The sequence below is a fragment of the Mycobacterium sp. 1482292.6 genome (assembly GCF_001672995.1).
GTDB lineage: Bacteria > Actinomycetota > Actinomycetes > Mycobacteriales > Mycobacteriaceae > Mycobacterium > Mycobacterium europaeum_A.
Window position 1 is genome coordinate 12,456 of record NZ_LZKV01000215.1, and the last position, 24,824, is coordinate 37,279.

Below are 24,824 nucleotides of genomic sequence, written 5' to 3' on the forward strand. Positions count from 1 at the left end.
GAGCCAGGCATGCCCGCTTCCAGCGCCGAGACGGTCATCGATGCGGCCAACCGCCTGTTCACGGCGATCGAACGCGGCGACGTCGACGCGGTCGACGCGATGTGGAGCGACGACATCGCGGTATGGCGCGTCGGCTCGCGCCGCGGCCCACTCACAGCGGACGACAAGGCCCGCGCGATGCGGGTCATCGAGTGGTTCATCGGCGCCACCACGCAGCGTCGCTACGAAATCCTCGACCGGCAGGTCTTCGCGGATTCTTCGCAGGGATCCGCGCGGGGCTTCGTCCAGCAGCACATCTTGCACGCCACCGGGCATGCCGGACAGTCGATCTCGCTGCGGGTCTGCATCGTGATCAGGGTGGGCACCGACGGCCTGATCGAGCGCATCGACGAATATTTCGATCCCGCAGGGATCGCGCCGTTGCTGAACTAGCGCTAGATTCGCCACGACACTTGCGGGTGACGACACTTGGGGTGACGATGACGACTTTGGAGACACTGCTTCACGATCCCGACATGGCCGGCGCGTGGAACCTGGTGCGGGATCGCTCGGCCATCACGTTCAAGATCCGCAACATGTGGGGCCTGCTGAACGTCAAGGGCCGCTTCACCGACTTCACCGGCGACGGCCAACTGAGCGGCAACGGAGCGGTTTTCGGCCGCGTCGACATCCGGACCGCCTCACTGGACACCGGCATCGGCCGTCGAGACACACACCTGCGCTCGGCCGACTTCTTCGACGTCGACCGCTTCGCTGAGATCAGCGTCGTGGTGACCGCGGTGCACCCGACGAAGGGCAAGGCCGCCGACCTTCGGGCGACCTTCACCATCAAGGGCGTCACCGAGGAGGTGACGCTGCCGGTCACGATCTCCGAGCTGGAGGACGGCTCGATCCGAATCACCGGCGAAACCAAGCTCGATCGCGACCGGTTCGACCTGGGTTGGAACCGCCTCGGCATGATGAGCTCCACGGCAACCGTCGCCGCGGACGCCATCTTCGTGCGGGCATCGCAGTAAAGGATTTCTGCGGGCACTCCCGCCCAACCGGGTGCGACACCAGTAGCATCTGCACCGTGCCCGACTCCACCCCCCAGTCCAGCGTCGCCCTGCGGATCCTCGTCTACAGCAGCAACGTCCAAACCCGCGAACGGGTGATGCGGGCGCTGGGCAAGCAGCTGCACCCCGATCTGCCCGAGCTCAGCTATGTCGAGGTGGCGACCGGGCCGATGGTGGTGGCGACGATGGACAAGGGCGGCATCGACTTGGCCATCCTGGACGGCGAGGCCACTCCGACCGGCGGGATGGGAATCGCAAAGCAGCTCAAAGACGAACTCGAGAACTGCCCGCCCCTGGTCGTGCTGACCGGGCGGCCCGACGACGCGTGGTTGGCCTCCTGGTCGCGCGCCGAGGGCGCGGTGCCCCACCCCATCGACCCGATCGTGCTGGGACGCACGGTGCTCAACCTGCTGCGGGCACCGGTTAGCTGACTCCAGTCCGCGTCGCGGCTTTGCTGCGACCACTGTTTTCGCGCCACCGAATGCGGGCCTGTCCGCCCTGGCGACGCCGTTGATCTTTAGCGCCGCAGCGATCGGCGCAGCAGCGCCTTTGCTGGTGCTCCCCGCCTAGCCGATGTGGCGGATCGCGTCCGGCGACGGGCGTTGGTTTCACCGGCTATCGAGTTTGCGCAGCACAGCGCTGCGTGGCACCGCCAATACTGCAAAATGCCCACCCCGGACAAGCGCACTGCACGCCGCGACGCTATGTTGTAAATCACTGTGGCGGGCTTGCGACCCAGTTCGTCACAGCAGCCCGGTTACCGCCTGGCCGCTGCAGGCGGCTCGTACGACGGATCATGGAGCGAGTTGAACGTCTACATACCCATCCTGGTGCTAGGCGCCATCGCCACCGCCTTTGCCGTGGGCTCGGTGGCGATCGCGAGCCTGGCCGGCCCGTCACGGTTCAACAAGTCGAAGATGTCGGCCTACGAGTGTGGAATCGAACCCACCGAGACATCGGTGAGCGGCCCGCATGCGACGGCCGGGCAGCGCTTTCCGGTGAAGTACTACCTCACCGCGATGCTCTTCATCGTCTTCGACATCGAAATCGTGTTCCTGTATCCCTGGGCTGTCAGCTATGACGCGCTGGGCACTTTCGCTCTGGTCGAAATGGTGATTTTCATGCTGACGGTTTTCGTGGCCTACGCCTACGTGTGGCGCCGCGGCGGCCTGACGTGGGATTGAGGTAAGACGTGGGTCTTGAGGAACAGCTGCCCGGCGGGATCCTGCTGTCCACAGTCGAGAAGGTTGCGGGCTACGTCCGCAAGAACTCACTGTGGCCGGCGACATTCGGGTTGGCCTGCTGCGCCATCGAGATGATGGCAACGGCCGGGCCACGATTCGACATCGCCCGGTTCGGCATGGAGCGCTTCTCGGCCACCCCACGCCAGGCCGATCTGATGATCGTCGCCGGGCGGGTCAGCCAGAAGATGGCCCCCGTCCTGCGGCAGATCTATGACCAGATGGCTGAACCGAAATGGGTGCTGGCCATGGGCGTCTGCGCGTCGTCCGGCGGAATGTTCAACAACTACGCGGTGGTGCAGGGCGTCGACCACGTCGTTCCGGTGGACATCTACCTGCCCGGCTGCCCACCGCGACCGGAGATGCTGCTGTACGCAATCCTGAAGCTGCACGAGAAGATTCAGGAGATGCCGCTGGGCGTCAACCGGGAGACCGCCATCGCCGAGGCCGAGCAGGCGGCGCTGTCGGCGCGGCCCACGATCGAGATGCGCGGACTGCTGCGATGAGCACGCCGGACCAAGATCCCAAGCAAGCGATCAGCGGCGCCGACGAAGAGGTAATCGACGTGCGCCGCGGCATGTTCGGCGCCAAGGGCACGGGCGACACGTCCGGTTACGGACGGCTGGTGCGCGAGGTGGTGCTGCCGGGCAGCAGCCCGCGGCCCTACGGCGGTTATTTCGACGAGGTGGTCGACGGCCTGGCCGCGGCGTTGAACCAGGACAACGTCGAATTCACCGACGCCATCGAGAAAGTCGTGGTGTACCGCGACGAGCTCACCCTGCACGTCCGCCGCGACGCGCTGGTGCAGGTCGCTCATCGGCTGCGGGACGACCCCCAACTGCGCTTCGAAATGTGCCTGGGCGTCAGCGGGGTGCATTACCCGCACGAGACGGGTCGCGAACTGCACGCGGTGTACCCGCTGCAGTCGATCACGCACAACCGGCGTGTCCGCCTGGAAGTGTCTGCGCCCGATAGTGATCCGCACATCCCCTCGCTGTTCGGGATCTATCCGACCACCGACTGGCACGAGCGGGAGACCTACGACTTCTTCGGCATCATCTTCGACGGACATCCGTCGTTGACCCGCATCGAGATGCCCGACGACTGGCACGGACACCCCCAGCGCAAGGACTACCCCCTCGGCGGGATTCCCGTCGAATACAAAGGCGCACAAATACCCCCGCCCGACGAGCGGAGAGCGTACAACTGATGAGCACTACCACCGAAGCGACGCACGACGGCGCCGGCGAGAAGTTCGTGGTCGCCGGCGGTCAGGACTGGGACAAGGTCGTCGAAGCCGCCCGCGGCGCCGACCCCGGCGAACGCATCATCGTCAACATGGGCCCCCAGCATCCGTCCACCCACGGGGTGCTGCGGCTGATCCTCGAGATCGAGGGCGAGACGGTGACCGACGCCCGTTGCGGCATCGGGTATCTGCACACCGGCATCGAAAAGAACCTCGAATACCGCTACTGGACCCAAGGCGTCACGTTCGTGACCCGGATGGATTACCTCGCACCGTTTTTCAACGAGACGGCCTACTGCCTGGGCGTGGAGAAGCTGCTCGGCATCACCGACCAGATACCGGAGCGGGTCAACGTCATCCGGGTGATGATGATGGAGCTCAACCGGATCTCGTCGCATCTGGTGGCCTTGGCCACCGGCGGCATGGAGCTGGGTGCCATGACCCCGATGTTCGTCGGCTTCCGGGGGCGCGAGATCGTGCTGACCCTGTTCGAATCGATCACCGGCCTGCGGATGAACAGCGCCTACGTCCGGCCCGGTGGTGTGGCACAGGACTTGCCGCCCAACGCGGAGACCGAGATCGTCGAGGGCCTCAAGGGGCTCAAGCAGGTGCTGCGCGAAATGAGCGGTCTGCTCAACGAGAACGCCATCTGGAAGGCCCGCACCCAGGACGTCGGTTATTTGGATCTGACCGGGTGCATCGCGCTGGGCATCACCGGACCCATTCTGCGTGCCACCGGGCTGCCCCACGATCTGCGCAAGAGCGAGCCGTACTGCGGATATGAAAACTACGAATTCGACGTGATCACCGAAGACACGTGTGATGCTTACGGGCGCTACATGATTCGCGTCAACGAGATGTGGGAGTCGATCAAGATCGTCGAGCAGTGTCTGGACAAGCTGAAGCCCGGCCCGACCATGGTCGAGGACCGCAAGATCGCCTGGCCGGCCGACCTGAAGGTGGGCCCCGACGGCATGGGCAACTCGCAGGAGCACATCGCCAAGATCATGGGCGGCTCGATGGAAGCGCTGATCCACCACTTCAAACTGGTCACCGAGGGCATCAGGGTTCCCGCGGGCCAGGTCTACACGGCAGTCGAGTCGCCGCGCGGGGAGCTGGGCGTGCACATGGTCAGTGACGGCGGCACCCGGCCCTATCGGGTGCACTATCGAGACCCCTCCTTCACTAATCTGCAGTCGGTGGCGGCGATGTGCGAAGGCGGCATGGTCGCCGATCTGATCACCGCGGTCGCCAGCATCGACCCGGTCATGGGCGGGGTGGATCGGTGACCGGGCCGCAGGGACAGCCGGTCTTCATCCGGCTCGGCCCACCGCCCGACGAGCCCAACGCGTTCGTCGTCGAGGGAGCGCCCAAGACGTATCCACCCGAGGTGCGGGCGCGGCTGGAGGTCGACGCCAAGGAGATCATGGGGCGCTACCCCAACAAGCGCTCGGCGCTGCTGCCGCTGCTGCACCTGGTGCAGGCGGAGGATTCCTACCTGACGCCGGCGGGGCTGGAGTTCTGCGGTGAGCAACTGGGTCTCACGGGGGCGGAAGTGTCCGCGGTGGCCAGCTTTTACACCATGTATCGCCGGGGTCCCACCGGCGATTATCTCGTCGGTGTCTGCACAAACACGTTGTGCGCCATCATGGGTGGCGACGCCATCTTCGACGCCCTGAAAGAACACCTGGGCGTCGGCAACGATGAGACCACCGCCGACGGGTCGGTCACCTTGCAACACATCGAGTGCAACGCCGCCTGCGATTACGCGCCGGTGGTGATGGTCAACTGGGAATTCTTCGACAACCAGGCGCCGGACTCGGCGCGCGAACTCGTCGACTCGCTGCGCGCCGGCGAGCCCAAGCAGCCCACTCGCGGAGCGCCGCTGTGCGTCTTCCGCGAAACTTCGCGCATCCTGGCCGGCCTACCCGACGAGCGTCCCGACCAAGGCCAGGGCGGCGCCGGTGCCGCGACCCTAGCCGGCCTGAAGGTAGCCAAGGAACTCGGCATGGAGGCGCCCGGCGCGCCGGAAGGCCAGCAATGACAACGACTTCGGACACCTCGCAGGCGACGCCGCTCACTCCGGTCATCAGCCGCTTCTGGGACGATCCCGAGTCCTGGACCCTGCAGACCTATCACCGCCACGGTGGATACGAGGCGATGAAGAAGGCCCTGGCGATGGAGCCCGACGAGGTGATCGGGCTGGTAAAGGACTCCGGGCTGCGCGGGCGCGGCGGCGCGGGCTTCTCGACGGGCACGAAGTGGTCGTTCATCCCGCAGGGCGACACCGGGGCGGCGGCCAAACCGCATTACTTGGTCGTCAACGCCGACGAGTCGGAACCCGGGACGTGCAAAGACATTCCGCTGATGCTGGCGACACCGCACGTCCTCGTCGAGGGTGTCATCATCGCCGCCTACGCGATCCGGGCCAGCCACGCGTTCATCTACGTGCGCGGGGAGGTGCTGCCGGTGCTGCGCCGCCTGCAGAACGCGGTGGCCGAGGCCTACGCCGCGGGCTACCTGGGCCGCGACATCAACGGCTCCGGCTTCGACCTCGAACTGGTGGTGCACGCCGGCGCCGGCGCCTACATCTGCGGTGAGGAAACCGCGCTGCTGGACTCCCTGGAGGGCCGTCGCGGCCAGCCGCGGCTGCGCCCGCCGTTTCCCGCCGTCGCCGGGCTGTACGGCTGCCCCACCGTGATCAACAACGTCGAGACCATCGCCAGCGTGCCGTCGATCATCGGCAACGGCGTGGACTGGTTCCGTTCGATGGGCAGCGAGAAGTCCCCGGGCTTCACGCTGTATTCGCTGTCCGGTCACGTCACCCGCCCCGGCCAGTACGAGGCCCCGCTGGGAATCACGTTGCGGGAGTTGCTCGCCTACGCCGGCGGCGTGCGCGCCGGGCACCGGCTGAAGTTCTGGACACCCGGCGGCTCGTCGACCCCACTGCTGACCGACGAGCACCTCGACGTGCCGCTGGACTACGAGGGCGTCGGCGGGGTCGGCTCGATGCTGGGCACCAAGGCGCTCGAGATCTTCGACGAGACCACCTGCGTGGTTCGCGCCGTGCGGCGCTGGACGTACTTCTACAAGCACGAATCCTGCGGAAAATGCACGCCGTGCCGCGAGGGCACGTTCTGGCTGGACCAGATCTACGAGCGGCTGGAAACCGGCAAGGGCACCAGCGACGACATTGGCAAGCTGCTCGACATCTCCGACACCATTCTCGGAAAGTCGTTCTGCGCCTTGGGTGATGGTGCCGCCAGCCCGGTGATGTCGTCGATCAAGTTCTTCCGTGACGAGTACGTCGCGCACGTCGAGGGCGGCGGATGCCCCTTCGACCCCCGAGACTCCATGCTGACGCCGAACGGAAAGGCTTGAGGCCCGGATGATCCGCGACGGCGACGATGCAGAGCGAAGCGATGAAGAGGAACGGCGCTCATGACCCGCGACGGCGACGATGCAGAGCGAAGCGATGAAGAGGAGCGGCGCTCATGACCCGCGATGGCGACGATGCAGAGCGAAGCGATGAAGAGGAGCGGCGCTCATGACTAGTGCGGCCAAGACCGAGACCGGTGACGAGGTCCGTCCGCCGGACATGGTGACGCTGACCATCGACGGCAACGAGATCAGCGTCCCCAAGGGAACTTTGGTGATCCGGGCCGCCGAGTTGATGGGCATCCAGATCCCGCGGTTCTGCGACCACCCGCTGCTGGAACCGGTCGGCGCGTGCCGGCAGTGCCTGGTCGAGGTCGAGGGCCAGCGCAAGCCGATGGCCTCGTGCACCACGGTCGCCACCGACGACATGGTGGTGCGCACCCAGCTGACGTCGGAGGCCGCCGACAAGGCCCAGCACGGCGTGATGGAGCTGCTGCTGATCAACCACCCGCTGGACTGCCCGATGTGCGACAAGGGCGGCGAGTGCCCGCTACAGAATCAGGCAATGTCCAACGGCCGCAGCGATTCTCGCTTCACCGACGTCAAACGCACCTTCGCCAAGCCGATCAACATCTCCTCGCAGGTTCTGCTGGACCGCGAGCGCTGCATCCTGTGCGCGCGCTGCACGCGGTTCTCCGAGCAGATCGCCGGCGACATCTTCATCGACATGCAGGAACGGGGCGCCCTGCAGCAGGTCGGCATCTACGCCAACGAACCGTTCGAGTCCTATTTCTCGGGCAACACCGTGCAAATCTGCCCGGTGGGCGCGCTGACCGGAAGCTCGTATCGGTTCCGGGCCCGGCCCTTCGACTTGGTGTCCAGCCCCAGCGTCTGCGAGCACTGCGCTTCCGGATGCGCCCAGCGCACCGACCACCGCCGCGGCAAGGTGCTGCGCCGGCTGGCCGGTGACGATCCCGAAGTCAACGAGGAGTGGAACTGCGACAAGGGCCGGTGGGCGTTCACCTACGCAACGCAGCCCGACGTGCTCACCACTCCCCTGATCCGCGACGCCGACGGCTCGCTGCAACCGGCCTCGTGGTCGCACGCGATCGCCGTCGCGACCAGGGGCCTCGAGGCCGCGCGTGGCCGCACCGGGGTGCTCGTCGGCGGCAGGGCAACCTTGGAGGACGCCTACGCCTACTCCAAGTTCGCGCGAATCGTGTTGGACACCAACGATATCGACTTTCGCGCCCGCCCAAGTTCGGCCGAGGAGGCCGACTTCCTGGCCGCCCGGATCGCGGGCAAACCGATCACCGTCAGCTACGCCGATCTGGAATCGGCGCCGGTCGTCGTGCTGGCCGGCTTCGAGCCCGAAGACGAGTCACCCATCGTGTTCCTGCGGTTGCGCAAGGCGGCCCGCAAGCACGGGTTGCCGGTCTACGCGATCGCGCCGTTCGCCACCCGCGCGCTGACCAAGATGTCCGGGCGGCTGATCAAAACCGTTCCGGGTGCCGAAGCTACGGCGCTGGACGGGTTGGCCACCGGCGAGGTGGGCGACCTGCTCTCCACCCCGGGCGCGGTCATCATGGTCGGCGAACGGCTTGCCTCGGTGCCGGGCGGGTTGTCGGCCGCGGCCCGGCTCGCCGACACCACCGGCGCCCGCCTTGCCTGGGTGCCGCGGCGCGCCGGGGAGCGGGGCGCGCTGGAGGCCGGTGCGCTGCCCGGGCTGCTGCCCGGAGGCCGCCCGGTCGACGACGAGACCGCCCGGGCGCAGATCGCCCAGGCATGGCACGTGTCCGAATTGCCGTCCGGCAGGGGGCGTGACGCCGACGCGATCCTGACCGCCGCCACCGACGGAACGCTGGGCGCGCTGCTGGTCGGCGGTGTCGAGCCCGACGACTTCGCCGATCCGGCCGCGGTACTGGCGGCGCTGGACGGTGTCGGCTTCGTCGTCAGCCTGGAGCTGCGGCACAGCGCCGTCACCGAACGCGCCGACGTCGTCTTCCCCGTCGCGCCGGTGACGCAGAAGGCCGGCGCATTCGTCAACTGGGAGGGCCGCTTCCGGCCGTTCGAGGCCGCGCTGCGGACGACTCAGGACGCCAGGCAATCCGACCACCAGGTGCTCGACACGCTGGCCGACGAGCTGGGCGTCTACCTCGGGATGTCCAGCGTCGAGACGGCCCGCGAAGAGCTTGCAGCGCTGCGAAATTGGGACGGCAAGCGTGCCGCGAACCCGGACGTCGCCGCCCCGCAACCCGCCCAGCCCGGCGCCGGTGAGGCGGTACTGGCCGGCTGGCGGGCGTTGCTGGACAACGGCCGCATGCAGGACGGCGAGCCGCATCTGGCGGGCACCGCGCGCAAGCCCTTCGCCCGGCTGTCGGCCGATACGGCCGCCGAGATCGGCGCCGCCGACGGCGACGCGGTCACGGTCAGCACGTCGCACGGATCCATCAGCCTGCCGCTGGTGATCACCGACATGCCCGACCGGGTGGTGTGGCTGCCGGTGAACTCGCCCGGCTCGGCGGTGCACCGCCGACTCGGCGTGTCGGTCGGCAGCACAGTCAAGATCGGAGTGGGCTCATGACCGGGTTGACCGCATTCGGGCACGACACCTGGTGGTTGGTGCTCGGCAAGGCACTGGCGATCTTCGTGTTCCTCATGCTGAACGTTCTGGTGGCGATCCTGCTCGAACGCAAAATCCTGGGCTGGATGCAGCTGCGACCCGGCCCCAACCGGGCGGGCCCGTGGGGGGTACTGCAGAGCCTGGCCGACGGAATCAAGTTGGCGCTCAAGGAAACCATCACCCCGGGTGGCGTCGACAAGTTCGTCTACTTCGCGGCGCCGGTCATCTCCACGATCCCGGCGTTCACCGCCTTCGCGTTCATCCCGTTCGGTCCGGTGGTGTCGGTGTTCGGCCACCGCACGCCGTTGCAGCTGACCGACCTGCCGGTCGCCGTGCTGTTCATCCTCGGCCTGTCGGCGATCGGCGTGTACGGAATCGTCCTGGGCGGTTGGGCTTCCGGGTCCACCTACCCGCTGCTGGGCGGGGTGCGCTCCACCGCCCAGGTGATCTCCTACGAGGTGGCGATGGGGCTGTCGTTCGCGGCGGTCTTCCTCTACGCGGGCTCCATGTCGACGTCGCAGATCGTCGCCGCGCAGGACCGGGTCTGGTACGTGTTCCTGCTGCTGCCGTCGTTCGTGATCTACCTCATCTCGATGGTCGGTGAAACCAACCGGGCGCCTTTCGATTTGCCCGAGGCCGAGGGCGAGCTGGTCGCGGGATTCCACACGGAATACTCGTCGCTGAAGTTCGCGATGTTCATGCTGGCCGAGTACGTCAACATGATGACGGTCTCGTCGCTGGCCACTGTCCTGTTCTTCGGTGGCTGGCACGCGCCGTGGCCGCTGAACATGTGGGCGGGCGCCAACACCGGATGGTGGCCGGTGCTGTGGTTCACCGCGAAGATGTGGACCTTCCTGTTCGTCTACTTCTGGCTGCGGGCCTCGCTGCCCCGGCTGCGCTATGACCAGTTCATGGGGCTGGGCTGGAAGCTGCTGATCCCGGCCTCGCTGGTCTGGGTGCTAATCGCCGCTGTGATCCGCACGCTGCAGAACCAGGGCTACGCGCACTGGACCCCGATACTGGTGGCCAGCAGCATCGTGTTCGCCACGGCGCTCGTGCTGTTGCTGCGAAAGCCGTTCAGCGCGCCGGGTATTCGCGCGCTGGAGAAACAGCTGCGCCGCGAGGCGAAGAAGCTCCCGGCCGCAGCGATCCCCGCGCCGGTATTCCCGACACCGCCGCTGCCGGCGAAAACCCAGAAGTCTTTGGCGGCTGCGAGCAAGGAGGAAGCACGTGGCTAAGTTTTTGGACGCCGTGGCCGGATTCGGCGTGACGTTCGGATCGATGTTCAAAAAGAATGTCACCGAGGAGTATCCGGAGAAACCGGGCCCCGTCAAGCCGCGCTATCACGGCCGCCACCAGCTCAACCGCTACCCCGACGGGCTGGAGAAGTGCATCGGGTGCGAACTGTGCGCCTGGGCCTGCCCGGCCGACGCGATCTACGTCGAGGGCGCGGACAACACCGAGGAACTCAGGTATTCGCCCGGCGAACGCTATGGCCGGGTCTACCAGATCAACTATCTGCGCTGCATCGGCTGCGGCCTGTGCATCGAGGCCTGCCCGACCCGGGCGCTGACGATGACCAATGACTACGAGATGGCCGACGACAACCGCGCCGACCTGATCTACGAGAAGGACCGGCTGCTGGCGCCGCTGCTGCAGGACATGCTCGCGCCGCCCCACCCGAGGACCGCCGGCGCCACCGACAAGGATTACTACCAGGGCAATGTGACCGCGCACGGGTTGCGAGAGATCGAGCAGGCCGGAGACTCCCGGTGACCGGATTGACCGGCCACGCAGTCGTCGTGGCGTCCAGTTTTGCCCACGACACCATCGTCCGAACCTCCACCGGCGAAGCGGTCGCCTTCTGGGTGCTGGGCGTGCTGGCCGTGCTCGGCGCGATCGGGGTGGTCACCGCCGTCAACGCCGTGTATTCGGCGATGTTCTTGGCGATGACCATGATCATCCTGGCGATCTTCTACATGATCCAGGACGCGCTGTTCTTGGGTGTGGTGCAGGTCGTGGTCTACACCGGCGCGGTGATGATGCTGTTCCTGTTCGTGCTGATGCTCATCGGTGTGGATTCCGCGGAATCGCTCCAGGAGACGCTGCGCGGTCAGCGCGTCGCCGGGGTGGCGGCCGGTATCGGGTTCGGCATCCTGCTCATCGCCGTGATCGGCAACGTGGCCACCGGCGGTTTCGCCGGCCTGACCACCGCCAACGCCAACGGCAACGTGGAAGGGCTGGCGGCGCTGATCTTTTCGCGGTACCTGTGGGCGTTCGAGCTGACCAGCGCGCTGCTGATCACCGCGGCCGTCGGGGCGATGGTGCTGGCGCACCGCGAACGCTTCGAGCGCCGCAAGACCCAGCGCGAGCTCTCCCAGGAACGCTTCCGGCCGGGCGGACACCCCACGCCGATGCCGAACCCCGGCGTCTACGCCCGCCACAACGCGGTGGACGTGGCCGCGTTGTTGCCGGACGGCTCGTACTCGAAGCTTTCGGTGTCGCCGATACTGCAAAGCCGCGGCGCCGACGGCAAGAAGACTCCGTCCACCGAGCCGAGCCCGAGTCTCTCCCAAGGCGGTACGTCGTGAATCCGGCCAATTACCTATATCTTTCGGCGCTGCTGTTCACCATCGGCGCCTCCGGGGTGTTGTTGCGCCGCAACGCCATTGTGATGTTCATGTGCGTGGAGCTGATGCTCAACGCGGTCAACCTCGCGTTCGTCACGTTCGCGCGGATGCACGGCCACCTGGACGGGCAGATGATCGCGTTCTTCACGATGGTGGTCGCAGCCTGCGAAGTGGTCATCGGCCTGGCCATCATCATGACCATCTTCCGTACCCGCAAATCGGCGTCCGTCGACGACGCGAATCTACTCAAAGGCTGAAGACGCCAACATGACTCAATACACCTGGTTGCTGGTGGCGCTGCCATTGGCGGGCGCCGCGATCCTGCTCTTCGGCGGGCGACGCACCGACCGGTGGGGGCATTGGCTGGGCTGCGCCACCGCCCTCGCGGCCTTCGGGGTGGGCCTGAGCCTGCTGAGCGAGCTGCTCGGCCGCGCCGCCGATGACCGCGTCATCCACCAGAAGGTGTTCAGCTGGATCCCCGTCGGGCAGCTCCAGGTGGATCTCGGACTCCAAATCGACCAGCTGTCGGTGTGTTTCGTTCTGTTGATCTCCGGCGTCGGGTCATTGATCCACATCTATTCGGTGGCCTACATGGCCGAAGACATCGACCGCCGCAGGTTTTTCGGCTACCTCAACCTGTTCCTGGCGTCGATGCTGCTGTTGGTCGTCGCAGACAACTACGTGGTGCTCTACGTCGGTTGGGAAGGCGTCGGCCTGGCCTCCTACCTGCTGATCGGGTTCTGGTATCACAAGCCGACGGCGGCCACCGCCGCCAAGAAGGCGTTCGTGATGAACCGGGTCGGCGACGCCGGGCTGGCCCTGGGAATGTTCTTGATGTTCAGCACTTTCGGCACGCTGTCCTACGCCGGGGTCTTCGCCGGCGCACCGGCGGCCAGTCGGGGCGCGCTGACCGCCATGGGATTGCTGTTGCTGCTGGGCGCGTGCGCCAAATCCGCCCAAGTTCCGCTGCAGGCCTGGCTCGGTGACGCCATGGAGGGTCCCACCCCGGTCTCCGCGCTGATCCACGCCGCCACCATGGTGACCGCCGGGGTGTATCTGATCGTGCGGTCCAACCCGCTGTACAACCTGTCGCCCGATGCGCGACTGGCCGTGGTCATCGTGGGCGCGGTCACGCTGCTACTCGGGGCGTTCATCGGGTGCGCCAAGGACGACATCAAGCGGGCGCTGGCGGCGTCGACGATGAGCCAGATCGGCTACATGGTGCTGGCGGCCGGCCTCGGCCCGGCCGGCTACGCCTTCGCGATCATGCACCTGCTCACCCACGGCTTCTTCAAGGCCGGCTTGTTCCTCGGCTCCGGCGCGGTGATCCACGCGATGCACGAAGAACAGGACATGCGCCGCTACGGCGGTCTACGTGCGGCACTGCCCATCACGTTCGTCACCTTCGGCCTGGGCTACCTGGCGATCATCGGCGTGCCGCCCTTCGCGGGCTACTTCTCCAAGGACGCCATCATCGAGGCGGCGCTGGCCTCCGGTGGCACGCAGGGGTATGTGCTGGGCGGCGCCGCGCTACTGGGCGCCGGCGTCACCGCGTTCTACATGACGCGCGTGATGCTGATGACCTTCTTCGGCAAGAAGCGCTGGGGTCCGGGCGCCCACCCCCACGAGGCGCCCGGCCTGATGACGTGGCCGATGATCCTGCTCGCCGTCGGCTCGGTGTTCTCCGGTGGCCTGCTGGCGGTGGGTGGCACCCTGCAGCGCTGGCTCGAGCCGGTCGTCGGAAAGCACGAGGAGGTCACCCACGCATACCCGGTCTGGGTCAGCTCCGCGCTGGCGCTGGGCGTCGTGATCATCGGCATCGCGGTGGCCTACCGGTTGTATGCGAAGGCACCGATCCCGCGGGTGGCTCCGCTTTCGGTCTCGGCCCTGACTACCGCGGTCCGCAACGACTTCTACGGCGATGCCGTCAACGAAGAGGTGTTCATGCGCCCCGGCGCACAACTGACCAAGGCACTCGTCGACGTGGACAACGCGGGTGTCGACGGCTCGGTCAACGGGCTGGCAGCGCTGGTGAGTTCGACCTCAAATCGGCTGCGGGGGCTGCAAACCGGCTTCGCCCGCAACTACGCATTGTCGATGCTGACGGGCGCCGTGCTGGTGGTCGCGCTGATCCTGGCGGTGCGGTTGTGGTGACCGCGCCGGCGACGATGCAGCGGGGGCACCTCCCGCTTGCGGGGGACGAAGCGATGACGAGGAGCGGCGCTGGTGAATAACGTTCCGTGGCTGAGCGTGCTGTGGCTGGTGCCGCTGGCCGGCTCCGTGCTGATCATCCTCATGCCGCCCGGGCTGCGGCAGCTCGCCAAGTGGACGGGTCTGGTCTTCGGCGTCGCGACCCTGGCCGTGGCGATCGTCGTCACCGTCGGGTTCAAATCCGGTGGCGCGCCGTATCAATTCGTCGAGAAGCACCAGTGGATTCCGGCGTTCGGGGCCGGCTACACGCTGGGCGTCGACGGCATTGCGGTGGTGCTGGTGCTGCTGACCGCGGTGCTGATTCCGGTGCTACAGGTGGCCGGCTGGAACGACGGGGGCGAAGGCAACCCGCGCGGTGTACACGCGTACGTCGCTCTCACGCTGGCCATCGAATCCATGGTGCTGATCTCGGTCGTCGCGCTGGACGTACTGCTGTTCTACGTCTTCTTCGAGGCCATGCTCATCCCGATGTACTTCCTGATCGGGGGCTTCGGCGGCGGAGCCGGGCGCTCGCGCGCGGCCGTGAAGTTCTTGTTGTACAACCTGTTCGGCGGGCTGATCATGCTGGCCGCGGTGATCGGGCTGTATGTGGTGACCTCCCAGCACGGTTCGGGCACCTTCGACTTCCGTGAGATCGTGGCCGGCGTCGCCTCCGGCCGCTACGGCGCGGACTCCGCGGTGTTCAAGGCGTTGTTCTTGGGCTTCATGTTCGCGTTCGCGATCAAGGCCCCGCTCTGGCCGTTCCACCGCTGGCTGCCCGACGCCGCGGTCGAGGCCACCCCGGCGACCGCGGTGCTGATGATGGCGGTGATGGACAAGGTCGGCACCTTCGGCATGCTGCGGTACTGCCTGCAGCTGTTCCCCGGCGCCTCAACGTATTTCCGGCCACTGATCGTGGTGCTGGCGGTCATCGGGGTGATCTACGGCGCGATCGTCGCCATCGGCCAGACCGACATCATGCGGCTGATCGCCTACACCTCGATCTCGCACTTCGGGTTCATCATCCTGGGTATCTTCGTGATGACCAGCCAGGGGCAGAGCGGGTCGACGCTGTACATGCTCAACCACGGTCTGTCCACGGCGGCGGTGTTCCTCATCGCCGGCTTCCTGATATCGAGGCACGGCAGCCGCGCGATCGCCGACTACGGCGGCGTGCAGAAGGTGGCGCCCATCCTGGCGGGCACCTTCCTGGTGTCGGCCATGGCCACCCTGTCACTGCCCGGGTTGGCGCCCTTCATCAGCGAATTCCTGGTCCTGCTGGGAACTTTCAATCGGTACTGGCTGGCCGCCGCGTTCGGGGTCACCGCGCTGGTGTTATCGGCGGTCTACATGTTGTGGCTCTACCAGCGGGTGATGACCGGGCCGGTCGTCAGCGGTAATGAGAAGATCGGCGATCTGCGCGCCCGCGAATTGATCGTCGTCGCGCCGTTGATCGCGCTGCTGCTGGTGCTCGGCATCTATCCCAAGCCAGTTCTCGACATCATCAATCCCGCCGTCGAGAACACCATGACCACCATCGGCCAGCACGACCCCAAGCCGACCGTCCCGGTGGCGACACCCAGACCGGCCGACCTACCCCGGACCGCCGAAGGACCGCGATGACCCTCCCAACCCCGAGCATCCAGTACTTTTTGCTGTGCCCGACGCTCATCGTGTTCGGCGTCGCCGTGGTGGCCGTCCTCGCAGAGGCGTTCCTGCCCAGGCGAATTCGCTACACGGCGCAGGTAACGCTTGCGCTCGGCGGCGTGATCGCGGCGTTCGTCGCGGTGATCGCCGTGAGCCGCTCGATTCCAAGCTCCGGGCGCGTCGCGGTGTTGGGCGCCATGGCCATTGACCGCCCGACGCTGTATCTGCAGGGCACCATCCTGCTGGTCGCGGTGCTGGCCATCATCTTCATCGCCGAACGCACCCAGGCCAGGGCCGGCAACAAGGTCTCCGTAGGCGTCGGCAGGGCCGGTTCGGGTGGCCTGGACTCCTTTACCCCGCAGGCGTCGGCGGTGCCCGACAGTGACGCCGAACGGGAGGCCGAGCGGGCCGGAGCCGCCCAGACGGAGCTGTTCCCGCTGGCGCTGCTGTCGGTCGGCGGCATGATGGTTTTCCCCGCCTCCAACGACCTGTTGACCATGTTCGTTGCGCTGGAAGTGCTGTCGTTGCCGTTGTACCTGATGTGCGGCCTGGCCCGTCATCGCCGCCTGCTGTCGCAGGAAGCCGCGATGAAGTACTTTCTGCTGGGCGCGTTTTCGTCGGCGTTCTTCCTCTACGGCGTGGCGCTGCTGTACGGCGCGACCGGCACCTTGCTGCTGACCGGAATCCGCGACGCGCTTGCCGCGCAGGGCGATACGTCGATGGCGCTGGTCGGTGTGGCGCTGCTGTCGGTCGGTCTGCTGTTCAAGGTCGGTGCCGTTCCGTTCCATTCGTGGATTCCCGACGTGTACCAGGGCGCGCCCACCCCCATCACCGGGTTCATGGCGGCCGCCACCAAGGTGGCGGCTTTCGGTGCGCTGCTGCGGGTTATCTACGTGGCGCTGCCGCCGCTGCACGATCAGTGGCGCCCGGTGCTGTGGGCCATCTCCATCCTGACCATGGCGGTGGGCACCATCACCGCGGTGAACCAGACCGACGTCAAACGGATGCTGGCCTACTCGTCGGTCGCCCACGTCGGATTCATCCTCACCGGCGTCATCGCCGACAACCACACGGGCCTGTCCGCCACGCTGTTCTACCTGCTGGCCTACAGCTTCAGCACCGTCGGCGCGTTCGCCATCGTCGGCCTGATCCGCGACGCCGACGGGGTCGAGGACGCCACGCTCTCGCACTGGGCGGGGCTCGGGCAGCGCTCCCCCATTGTGGGCGTGATGTTTTCGATGTTCCTGTTGGCCTTCGCCGGCATCCCCCTGACGAGCGGATTCGTCAGCAAGCTCGCCGTGTTCAAGGCCGCCGCCCAGGGCGGTGCCGTGCCCCTGGTGATCGTCGGTGTGGTCGCGAGCGGGGTGGCCGCCTACTTCTACGTGCGGGTGATCGTGTCGATGTTCTTCACGGAGGCGACCGAGGACACGCCGCACGTGGTGGCGCCGGGCATCTTGAGCAAGGCCGCGATCGCGGTGTGCGCCGCGATCACCGTGGTGTTGGGCATCTTCCCGCAGCCGCTGCTGGATCTGGCCGACCAGGCCGCCGAGTTGCTGCACTGACGCAGCGCGGTCAGTTCATGAACGGCCGGACGGCCAGCAGGTAGGTCAGCAACGCCGCCAGCGGGGCGACCAACGGCAGCCACGGCAGCTGCAGCGGAAACGACGTCGCAACCAACCCGGCGACCGTAAACCCCACGGCGCCAAGCGCGGTCGGCCAGCTGTCCAGCACCACGAGCGCGGTGGTGCCGGCCGCATGGCGGCACACCAGGTAGGCGGCGGCGCACAGACCGGACAGCGCGACGAATATCACCGGCGGGCTGGACAGCAGGACGGTAATGGCCGCCAACAGCACGGCAACCGTTGCGGCCCGGCGCAATACGATGCCGACCGCGACCGCGACGAGTGCGGCCACCCATCCGGCGATCGCGGATTCCTGCCAGCCGTCGGCGGCCAGCCCCACCATGAGCAGGCCGAAGGCCGTCGCGAACGCGGGCGCCCCCGCCCGCGCCAGTGTCCCGGCGCCGCCGTCAGCCACGAAGCCTCCCCCGCACCCGCCGTCGCCGATCGGGCAGCACACCCATCGACTGCTCCAAACCGCTATCGCCGGGCCACGACACGATATCGACGCCGATGGTGGCCATGTCGCGATACATCGCGGAGCGCTGCAAGGCCCACATCCGATCCACCAGGGGGTCCTGTTCGTCTTCGAACGGCGACGTGTCCAGAACGTCGACGGCCAGCACGACATGGCCCCGCTTGCGCAGATTGATCAGGGCCAAGGCGAATTCGGTGTCGAGCAGCGTGGAGAACGCGATGACGATCGCCCCGGCGGGAACCGCCGCGCGTGGCGCCAACGTGCCGGTGGTGTGTTCGAACCGGTCACCGGCGCGAAGGACGGTGTCGAGCACCCGATAGAACTGGCGCTGCCCGATGTCGGCTCCCAGCCAACGCGGCTGGTTGCCCCCGAGGGCGACGATGCCGGCCCGGTCACCATGGCGCAGTGCGGTTTGCACCACCTGCGCCGCGCCGCGAACGACGCGTTCGGTGGCCTCGGTCGCCGGCCCGGCCGGCTGCCGGTAGCCGTCGATCAGCACCACCACGTCGGCGGCGCGGTCGGTCAACCGCTGCGTCACGTGCAGTTGACCCCGGCGCGCGCTCACCGGCCAATTCACCGCCCGCAGTTGGTCGCCGGGCACGTAGAGACGAATGTCGGCATATTCCACACCCGGACCGATGTGGCGGGTCAGGTGGGCACCCAACCGGTCGAGCAGCTCGGTCTGCGGGATGGGCGTCTGTTGCGGCGGTGTCAGCGGGAACACGATCACCTCGGCGGCCCCGACGACCGCCGTCCCGGTGAGCAGCCCACCGCGGGCGATCACGTCGACGCGAACCTCAATCGAATACCGGCCCCAGCGCCGCGCGGTCGCCGTGACCGTTTTCGCTTGGCTCCCATCGGTTTCCGTGATGTCGAGTTCCATGCCCGCGATGTCGGGAACCGTGAGCCGCACGGCCGAAGCCGCGTCGTCCGTCACCCAAACCCTGATGCGTGCCTGCTCGCTCTCGAAGCAACGCTGGGTGTCGGGATCGCCGTGCACCCGAACCGTCGGCACCGGGCGCTGCCAGCTGATCGAGCACAACACGCCCAGCAGCGGCGCCGCGAAGGCGATCAGCTGCCACCGGCCGCTTATCACGGCGGCGGCCATCGCGAATCCCGCGCAGGTGGCGATCGCTCGGGCCAATTCCGATGCACGCCAGCGGAACTCGACCGCAGTGCTGCGGGTCATGCTGGCCTCATCCGGTCTCGCCGGCGCCGGCGCCGGTGCGGGGCACCGGTAGGCGGTGCAACAGCTCTGCGATGACGTCGGCACCCTGGATTTTTCGTACCCACATCTCCGGACGCAGGGTGATCCGGTGCGAGACCGCGGCGATGGCGAGCGCCTTCACGTCCTCGGGGATGACGTAATCGCGGCCGAGCAGCAGCGCGCGGGCGCGGGCGAGCTGGACCAGATCGAGTTCGGCGCGGGGGCTGGCCCCGACGGCGACCTGCGGATGGTGCCGGGTGGCGTTGGCCAGTGACACCACATAATGCAGGACGTCTTCATGCACGGTTACCTGCTCGACCGATTCGCGCATTGCCAGCAGGTCGTGGGCGTCCACCACCTGGTTGACCGTCGGTTCGGCCGAACCGCGTTCGAGGCGGCGGCGCAGCATCGACGTCTCGTCGCGCTCGTTGAGATACCGCAGTTCCAGCCGGATCGCGAACCGGTCGAGTTGCGCCTCGGGCAGCGGATACGTGCCCTCGTACTCGATCGGATTGTCGGTGGCCAGGACGATGAAAGGCTGTGGCAGCTGGTGTGTTTCGCCGTCGATGCTCACCTGCCCTTCGGCCATCGCCTCCAGCAGCGCCGCCTGGGTTTTCGGCGGCGTGCGATTGATCTCGTCGGCCAGCAACAAGTTGGTGAAGATGGGGCCGGGTCGGAACGCGAAGCGGCCGGACTGCATGTCATAGATCGTCGAGCCGAGCAGGTCGGCGGGTAACAGGTCGGGCGTGAACTGCACCCGGGTGAATTGCAGACCCAACGCTGCGGCAAACGATCTCGCGATCAGCGTCTTGCCCAGGCCGGGCAGGTCTTCGATGAGGATGTGGCCGCGCGCCAGGACCGTGGTGAGGATGAGCCGCAGCGCGGATCGTTTCCCCACCACCACGCGTTCTATCTCGTCGAGAATCGCTTCACAGTGGGCGGTCGTGGTGGCGGCCGGCAGCGTCATGGTGGGATCGCGCCTCCTGTCATACCTGCTCCAGCTTTTGCAGAATCTCTTGCAGCGCCGCACGGCCCGGACCGGGTTGGCGGTCACCGCCGCGCACCACGTTGTTGGGATTGACCCATTCCCACAGTTCCACACCGAACAGCATGCGTCCGGTTGCGTGATACGCCCCGGAGTCCTTGGATCGCCTTTGGCCAGTTGTCATCTCGTACCGGCGGGCGAGCATCGGGCGTAGATGCCTGTCCCAGTCGGCCCGTGTCGACTCCGACCACCGGATCGTCGTCTCGGTGGTGGCAAGCCAGCGGCGCAACGAATCCCCGAGATCGTCGGCGTCGGCCTCCGTGTCGGCATCGGGCCCCCGCGCCAATGCGCGACGCAGAGTGAGCAGCACCAGCGCCAGCCCCACACCGGACGCCGCCAACACCCAGCGTCGATCCTGCTGCGTCAGCGCCAACAGTTCGATGCCGACGATGAGGCAAACGCCAAGGGTCGTAATCTTTTTCATGCGGCACTCCGCGAACCCAGCTCGTCGAGGACCAACCGGAGGACGCCTACCGCGATGTCGCGGTGGCCCTCGTTCATCACATGGGGGCTGAACCGCGCCTCGGCGAACAGGTTCACCAATTGGACGGCGTTGTCGGCGTGCAGGGCGTGGTGCTCGACCGCGCGGGCCAGCACCTCGGTGGGAGTGTCGAATTCCCGGGGGGCCGCGCCGGGAACATGTGCGAGTTCGCGTTCCATCGCGGCATAGCAGGCGATGATCGCCTCGCGCGGTTCGCGGCTCAGGTCCGTCATCTCGGCCAGACCGCGTTCGGCGGCCCGCGCCAGCGACTCCGAACGCGCCGCCGGCGCCGGCGGCTCCGCCGGTTCGTCGGCGACGACGGGTGCGGTCGGACGCCAGCGCCGTCGCGCCGTGGCGACCGTACCGCCGACGAACAACACCAACATCGCGACCGTGCAGGCAAGCAGGATCCCGAGCAAGTTCTGCGAGCCGTCGCGGGGACGGTGTTGAGGCTGCTGCTGCGGCGGCGGCGCGGACGGGTTCGTCGGCGGCGCCGCACCGGTATCGGGTGGTGACGGGGCCGGCGCGACGCCGTGGCCCAGGAAGCGGGCCAGCAGCATCACGACCACGAGCCAGGCCGCGATCACGGCGAGTCCGATCAGCAACACGCGCCAGCTCGGCCGCCCCCGGCCGGTGCCGAGCATCTCGGACAGTGCCCCTGCGGTCGGCGCGGGAGCGCGGGGGTCACGCAACCGCGCGACGACGGCGATCGCGATCAGCGCCAGCGTCACGGCCAGGGCCGCTACCACGAAGGCCAGCGCCGCGCGACCGCCCGACTCGTTGCGCACCGCATCGTGACGAGCCGGAAGGTAGCCGCGCAGGGCGGCCGCGACCACGAGCAGCAGGACGATCAGGGCAACGACTCGCCCTGTCGGCTTGTCTATACCAGGCATTGGCACACCACTCGATTGGTTGCCTGCCGCCGTCGCGGCACTGACTTTTCTCATACTTGCACGTCAAGCGGCCCCAGGGCCAGGACCGGCGTCGCCGCTTATCCACAGTCGGCGGTTCATCCACAGATGGTGCGTGGGCGGTGCCTCTTCGAACTTGTGTTCGATACCGTGGGCTGTGTGGGTCCTCTGGTGAACGCGGAACTGGCGCGAGAGCGCATCTGCTCGGCGCTCGACGCGATCGATGCTGCCCACGAGGTGCTGCGCCAGACCCCGTCGGACGCGGTCGGCAATGCCTTTCGGGTCGACGTCGCCGAGCGCCTGGAGGCTCAGGACCGCGCCAATCGCGGCCTGATGTACCGGACTTTCGGCGAAATCGCCGAGCCGCCGGACGGGTCAGAGTGCGTTCCGGCGGTGCGCGGCACGCTGTGGGCGCGGCTACGCATCACTCCCAAGGAAGTCGCGCGCCGCTTTCGGCTCGCTGCGCGTCTCCAGCCGCGCCATTCGCTGACCGGCGCGCCCCTGGAACCCGAACTGCCGGCGTTGGCGGAGGCGGTGGCCGCCGGCGCGGTGGGTGAGGACCACATCCGCGCCGTCTGCGCCGCCGTGGACACCTTGCCCTCCTGCGTATCGCCGTGTGATGTGGCGGATGCCGAGCGCACGCTGGTACGGCACGCGACCAAGCTCGACGCCGCCGTGGTCACCAAGCTGGGCCACCGGATTGCCGACTATCTCAATCCCGACGGCCGCTTCACCGACGTCGATCGCGCCCGCCGCCGTGGCGTGTACCTCGGCCCGCAGGGGCCCGACGGAATGTCCCGACTCTCCGGCCTACTGGATCCCGAGGCCAGGGCCTACTTCGAAGCCCTCGAAGCGGCGGTGCGGCCCGGGCGCCATCAGACCCCCGACAGCGATCCCGAGACGCGCGATGATCGCACCCCGGCCCAACGCGGCCACGACGCCCTCAAGCTTGGCCTCGAAATCGCCCTCGCCTCCGGCGGTCTCAGGGCGCACCGCGGGCTGCCCGTCACCGTGATCGCCACGACCACGCTGGCCGAACTCGACCGAGCCGCGCACGCCGCGGTCGACTCGTCGATCCCGATGCCCGCGCCGGCGCACACCGGCGGCGGTTCACGATTGCCCATGCCGGATTTGATTCGCATGGCCGCCAAGGCGATTCACTATCTTGCGGTGTTCGACGAGCACACCGGCCGGCCGTTGTATCTAGGGCGTCAAAAACGCATCGCATCCGCGGACCAACGGCTCGTCTGCTACGCCCGTGACCGAGGCTGCACCCACCCCAATTGCCTCGAACCCGGCTATCATTGCGAAATTCACCACGCCCACGAATGGGCAGAGGGCGGACGCACGGACGCCGACAACCTGTTCTTCGCCTGCGGATCCGACCACGGCGCGGTGGGGCGCGGCGAATGGCGCACCGCGGTGGCCGGCAACGGCCGACTCGCCTGGACCGACGGCAAGGGGCCGCCCGAGGTCAATCATGCGCACCATCCCGACGAGCTGCTACGCGGGGATCCCGACCCGCCCGAAGGCCAGCCGGTCTAGGCAGGCGTGAAAGGCCGGAAACTGCCGTCGAGGACCTGAAGGTGACCGATGGTGCGGCCGGTGACCTTCCCGGGATCGACTAGGGCCAATTCGACTGCCGCACGGGCGAATTCATCCTCCGACGCGGTGTCATCAAAGCTGCGGGCATAGTAGGCGAGCCCCGGGGTGAGGATCGGTTTGGACGGCGACAGCGCATTAACCGCGATGTTGTGGTCGGTCAGATCGAATGCGGCGCACTGGGTCAGGTGCTCGAGCGCGGCCTTGGATCCGCCATACCCGGGCAGCACGCCACCGCTGCGGTCGGCGTACGGCCCATCGCCCGGCAGTCGCGACGCGACCGAGGTGATGTTGATGAGCGAGCCGCCACCCGCCTCGATCATGTCGGGGCACACCATCTGCATCAGCTCGTAGGCCGCGAAGACGGCGATGTCGAAGTGCCGGCGATACGCGTGCAGGGGCGTGCTGACGAATCCCGGCCAGCCTGGCTTGACGGCACCCGACGGCTTGGCGGCAGCCGACGGCTTGGCGGTGCCGTCACGCGGTTGCGCGCCCGGCTTCGGCGGTCGCCCGGGCGCGGTGAAGGCCGCATTGTTGACCAGAATCCCGATGGGACCCAACGCCTCTCGCGCCGACTGCACCAGCCGGGCAACCTGCTCACGGTCGGTCAGGTCCGCCCGGACCGGCAGGGCCCGCCCGCCGGCTGCCTCGATGTCGGCGACGGTCTCGCCGATGGTTCCCGGCAGCCGGTCGTCCCAGACTTCTTCGGTACGCCCGGCGACCGCCACCGCGGCACCCTCGGCGGCCAGGGCCAGCGCGATGGCCCGGCCCAGACCGCGGCTGCCGCCGGTGACGATCGCGGCGCGACCCGCAAGCCGCCCCGTCACCGCCGCACCCCGTGTACGACGATGGCGGTGGTCTGCTCCACCCACGCCTCGTCGAGCTCCTCTTCCGGACGCAGCAGCATCCGCAGCATCGTCGCTCCCCCAATCAACTCGATCAACCGATCGGGATCCACATCGGGATGGGCTTCGCCCCGGTCAACCGCCTCCCGCAGCCGCACCCGCACCGCGGTGAACAAATCCACGAACCGCGACATCACCCGCGCGTTGAGCGCCGGGTCGGCCGTCATGTCGGCAACCAGACCGGGCAACGCGGCACGCACCACCGGGGTGGTGAACACGTCGCGGGTGGCCTCGATCATCATCCGCATGTCGGCGGCGATGTCCCCGGCCGGCGACTCCAGGGCGGTCGGGGCCGTCGGGAACGCGGCCTCGTGCACCAGCTCGGCCTTGCTCGACCACCGGCGGTACAGCGCGGATTTCGTGGTGCCGGCGCGCTCGGCGACCGCGGCCAGGCTGATGTTGGAATAGCCCGTTTGGACAAGCAGTTCCGCGGTCGCCGAAAGGATCGCGGAGTCGATACGCGGATCGCGCGGGCGGCCGGCGCCGGAGGCCTTGTCAAGGCCGGACGGGTCTGCTTTCATAACGCTACCTACCGTATCGTAATTGCCTCAACGAAGGAGGCACCT

At 67.5% G+C, this 24,824-nt stretch carries 25 protein-coding genes; 18 read left to right on the forward strand and 7 right to left on the reverse strand.

The window, feature by feature from the left end; all coding sequences use genetic code 11:
• Window positions 1–9 precede the first annotated feature (9 nt).
• The 17 genes from A5624_RS21690 to nuoN all read left to right on the forward strand — a co-directional run bounded on the left by A5624_RS21690 (window position 10) and on the right by nuoN (window position 17,572).
• The gene (locus A5624_RS21690) at window positions 10–432 is read left to right on the forward strand and encodes a nuclear transport factor 2 family protein (protein ID WP_066870828.1); all 423 of its coding nucleotides are present in this window, start codon (window positions 10–12) and stop codon (window positions 430–432) included.
• Between the two features lie 47 nt (window positions 433–479).
• Window positions 480–1,016: a YceI family protein gene (locus A5624_RS21695; RefSeq protein ID WP_066871177.1), complete on the forward strand. Its 537-nt coding sequence runs from the start codon at window positions 480–482 to the stop codon at window positions 1,014–1,016.
• 56 nt (window positions 1,017–1,072) lie between these two features.
• Window positions 1,073–1,486, forward strand: coding sequence for a response regulator (locus A5624_RS21700; protein ID WP_066870833.1), 414 nt, complete (start codon window positions 1,073–1,075; stop codon window positions 1,484–1,486).
• A gap of 375 nt (window positions 1,487–1,861) precedes the next feature.
• On the forward strand, window positions 1,862–2,239 hold the full coding sequence (locus A5624_RS21705) for an NADH-quinone oxidoreductase subunit A (RefSeq protein WP_007772880.1): 378 nt from the start codon (window positions 1,862–1,864) through the stop codon (window positions 2,237–2,239).
• An 8-nt stretch (window positions 2,240–2,247) separates the two neighbouring features.
• Window positions 2,248–2,802 (forward strand): NADH-quinone oxidoreductase subunit B family protein, encoded by a 555-nt coding sequence (locus tag A5624_RS21710; RefSeq protein WP_007772881.1) that lies wholly within the window; start codon window positions 2,248–2,250, stop codon window positions 2,800–2,802.
• Window positions 2,799–3,506 (forward strand): NADH-quinone oxidoreductase subunit C, encoded by a 708-nt coding sequence (locus tag A5624_RS21715; RefSeq protein ID WP_066870836.1) that lies wholly within the window; start codon window positions 2,799–2,801, stop codon window positions 3,504–3,506. The genes A5624_RS21710 and A5624_RS21715 overlap by 4 nt, the downstream gene beginning before the upstream one ends.
• Window positions 3,506–4,831: an NADH dehydrogenase (quinone) subunit D gene (gene nuoD, locus A5624_RS21720; protein ID WP_066870839.1), complete on the forward strand. Its 1,326-nt coding sequence runs from the start codon at window positions 3,506–3,508 to the stop codon at window positions 4,829–4,831. Before A5624_RS21715 ends, nuoD begins: the two co-directional genes overlap by 1 nt.
• The gene (gene nuoE, locus A5624_RS21725) at window positions 4,828–5,586 is read left to right on the forward strand and encodes an NADH-quinone oxidoreductase subunit NuoE (RefSeq protein WP_066870845.1); all 759 of its coding nucleotides are present in this window, start codon (window positions 4,828–4,830) and stop codon (window positions 5,584–5,586) included. Before nuoD ends, nuoE begins: the two co-directional genes overlap by 4 nt.
• On the forward strand, window positions 5,583–6,923 hold the full coding sequence (nuoF, locus tag A5624_RS21730; RefSeq protein ID WP_066870848.1) for an NADH-quinone oxidoreductase subunit NuoF: 1,341 nt from the start codon (window positions 5,583–5,585) through the stop codon (window positions 6,921–6,923). The genes nuoE and nuoF overlap by 4 nt, the downstream gene beginning before the upstream one ends.
• A gap of 166 nt (window positions 6,924–7,089) precedes the next feature.
• Window positions 7,090–9,504 carry an NADH-quinone oxidoreductase subunit G gene (locus tag A5624_RS21735; protein ID WP_066870851.1) on the forward strand — a complete coding sequence of 805 codons (2,415 nt, stop codon included), beginning with the start codon at window positions 7,090–7,092 and terminating at the stop codon, window positions 9,502–9,504.
• A gap of 5 nt (window positions 9,505–9,509) precedes the next feature.
• Window positions 9,510–10,781 (forward strand): NADH-quinone oxidoreductase subunit NuoH, encoded by a 1,272-nt coding sequence (nuoH, locus tag A5624_RS21740; protein WP_066871180.1) that lies wholly within the window; start codon window positions 9,510–9,512, stop codon window positions 10,779–10,781.
• On the forward strand, window positions 10,774–11,319 hold the full coding sequence (gene nuoI, locus A5624_RS21745) for an NADH-quinone oxidoreductase subunit NuoI (protein ID WP_066870854.1): 546 nt from the start codon (window positions 10,774–10,776) through the stop codon (window positions 11,317–11,319). The genes nuoH and nuoI overlap by 8 nt, the downstream gene beginning before the upstream one ends.
• Window positions 11,320–11,345: 26 nt before the next feature.
• On the forward strand, window positions 11,346–12,134 hold the full coding sequence (locus tag A5624_RS21750; RefSeq protein ID WP_197507976.1) for an NADH-quinone oxidoreductase subunit J: 789 nt from the start codon (window positions 11,346–11,348) through the stop codon (window positions 12,132–12,134).
• Window positions 12,131–12,430: an NADH-quinone oxidoreductase subunit NuoK gene (nuoK, locus tag A5624_RS21755; RefSeq protein WP_007772892.1), complete on the forward strand. Its 300-nt coding sequence runs from the start codon at window positions 12,131–12,133 to the stop codon at window positions 12,428–12,430. Before A5624_RS21750 ends, nuoK begins: the two co-directional genes overlap by 4 nt.
• Window positions 12,431–12,440: 10 nt before the next feature.
• Window positions 12,441–14,327, forward strand: coding sequence for an NADH-quinone oxidoreductase subunit L (gene nuoL / locus A5624_RS21760; protein ID WP_066870860.1), 1,887 nt, complete (start codon window positions 12,441–12,443; stop codon window positions 14,325–14,327).
• A 72-nt stretch (window positions 14,328–14,399) separates the two neighbouring features.
• Entirely contained in the window at window positions 14,400–15,986 is a 1,587-nt protein-coding gene (locus tag A5624_RS21765; protein WP_197519007.1) for an NADH-quinone oxidoreductase subunit M, read from the forward strand.
• Window positions 15,983–17,572 (forward strand): NADH-quinone oxidoreductase subunit NuoN, encoded by a 1,590-nt coding sequence (nuoN, locus tag A5624_RS21770; protein ID WP_066870866.1) that lies wholly within the window; start codon window positions 15,983–15,985, stop codon window positions 17,570–17,572. The genes A5624_RS21765 and nuoN overlap by 4 nt, the downstream gene beginning before the upstream one ends.
• A gap of 10 nt (window positions 17,573–17,582) precedes the next feature.
• On the opposite strand, the gene A5624_RS21775 is transcribed toward nuoN, so the two are convergent.
• The 5 genes from A5624_RS21775 to A5624_RS21795 form a co-directional block, all read right to left on the reverse strand.
• Window positions 17,583–17,975, reverse strand: a complete 393-nt coding sequence (locus A5624_RS21775) for a hypothetical protein (protein ID WP_232002306.1) — start codon at window positions 17,973–17,975, stop codon at window positions 17,583–17,585.
• 64 nt (window positions 17,976–18,039) lie between these two features.
• Complete coding sequence (locus tag A5624_RS21780; RefSeq protein WP_066870874.1) at window positions 18,040–19,296, reverse strand: DUF58 domain-containing protein; 1,257 nt, start codon at window positions 19,294–19,296, stop codon at window positions 18,040–18,042.
• A gap of 7 nt (window positions 19,297–19,303) precedes the next feature.
• Window positions 19,304–20,281 carry a MoxR family ATPase gene (locus tag A5624_RS21785; RefSeq protein ID WP_066870876.1) on the reverse strand — a complete coding sequence of 326 codons (978 nt, stop codon included), beginning with the start codon at window positions 20,279–20,281 and terminating at the stop codon, window positions 19,304–19,306.
• Between the two features lie 19 nt (window positions 20,282–20,300).
• Window positions 20,301–20,783 (reverse strand): hypothetical protein, encoded by a 483-nt coding sequence (locus tag A5624_RS21790; protein ID WP_066870879.1) that lies wholly within the window; start codon window positions 20,781–20,783, stop codon window positions 20,301–20,303.
• On the reverse strand, window positions 20,780–21,733 hold the full coding sequence (locus tag A5624_RS21795) for a DUF4129 domain-containing protein (RefSeq protein ID WP_066870887.1): 954 nt from the start codon (window positions 21,731–21,733) through the stop codon (window positions 20,780–20,782). Before A5624_RS21795 ends, A5624_RS21790 begins: the two co-directional genes overlap by 4 nt.
• Window positions 21,734–21,910: 177 nt before the next feature.
• On the opposite strand from A5624_RS21795, the gene A5624_RS21800 reads away from it, so the two are divergent.
• Window positions 21,911–23,296, forward strand: coding sequence for an HNH endonuclease signature motif containing protein (locus A5624_RS21800; RefSeq protein WP_066871183.1), 1,386 nt, complete (start codon window positions 21,911–21,913; stop codon window positions 23,294–23,296).
• Here the strand turns inward: A5624_RS21800 and A5624_RS21805 are convergent.
• A complete protein-coding gene (locus A5624_RS21805) occupies window positions 23,293–24,180 on the reverse strand; it encodes an SDR family NAD(P)-dependent oxidoreductase (RefSeq protein ID WP_066870891.1) in 888 nt (295 codons plus the stop codon). The genes A5624_RS21800 and A5624_RS21805 overlap by 4 nt on opposite strands.
• Window positions 24,177–24,779, reverse strand: coding sequence for a TetR/AcrR family transcriptional regulator (locus A5624_RS21810; protein ID WP_066870894.1), 603 nt, complete (start codon window positions 24,777–24,779; stop codon window positions 24,177–24,179). Before A5624_RS21810 ends, A5624_RS21805 begins: the two co-directional genes overlap by 4 nt.
• Window positions 24,780–24,824 lie beyond the last annotated feature (45 nt).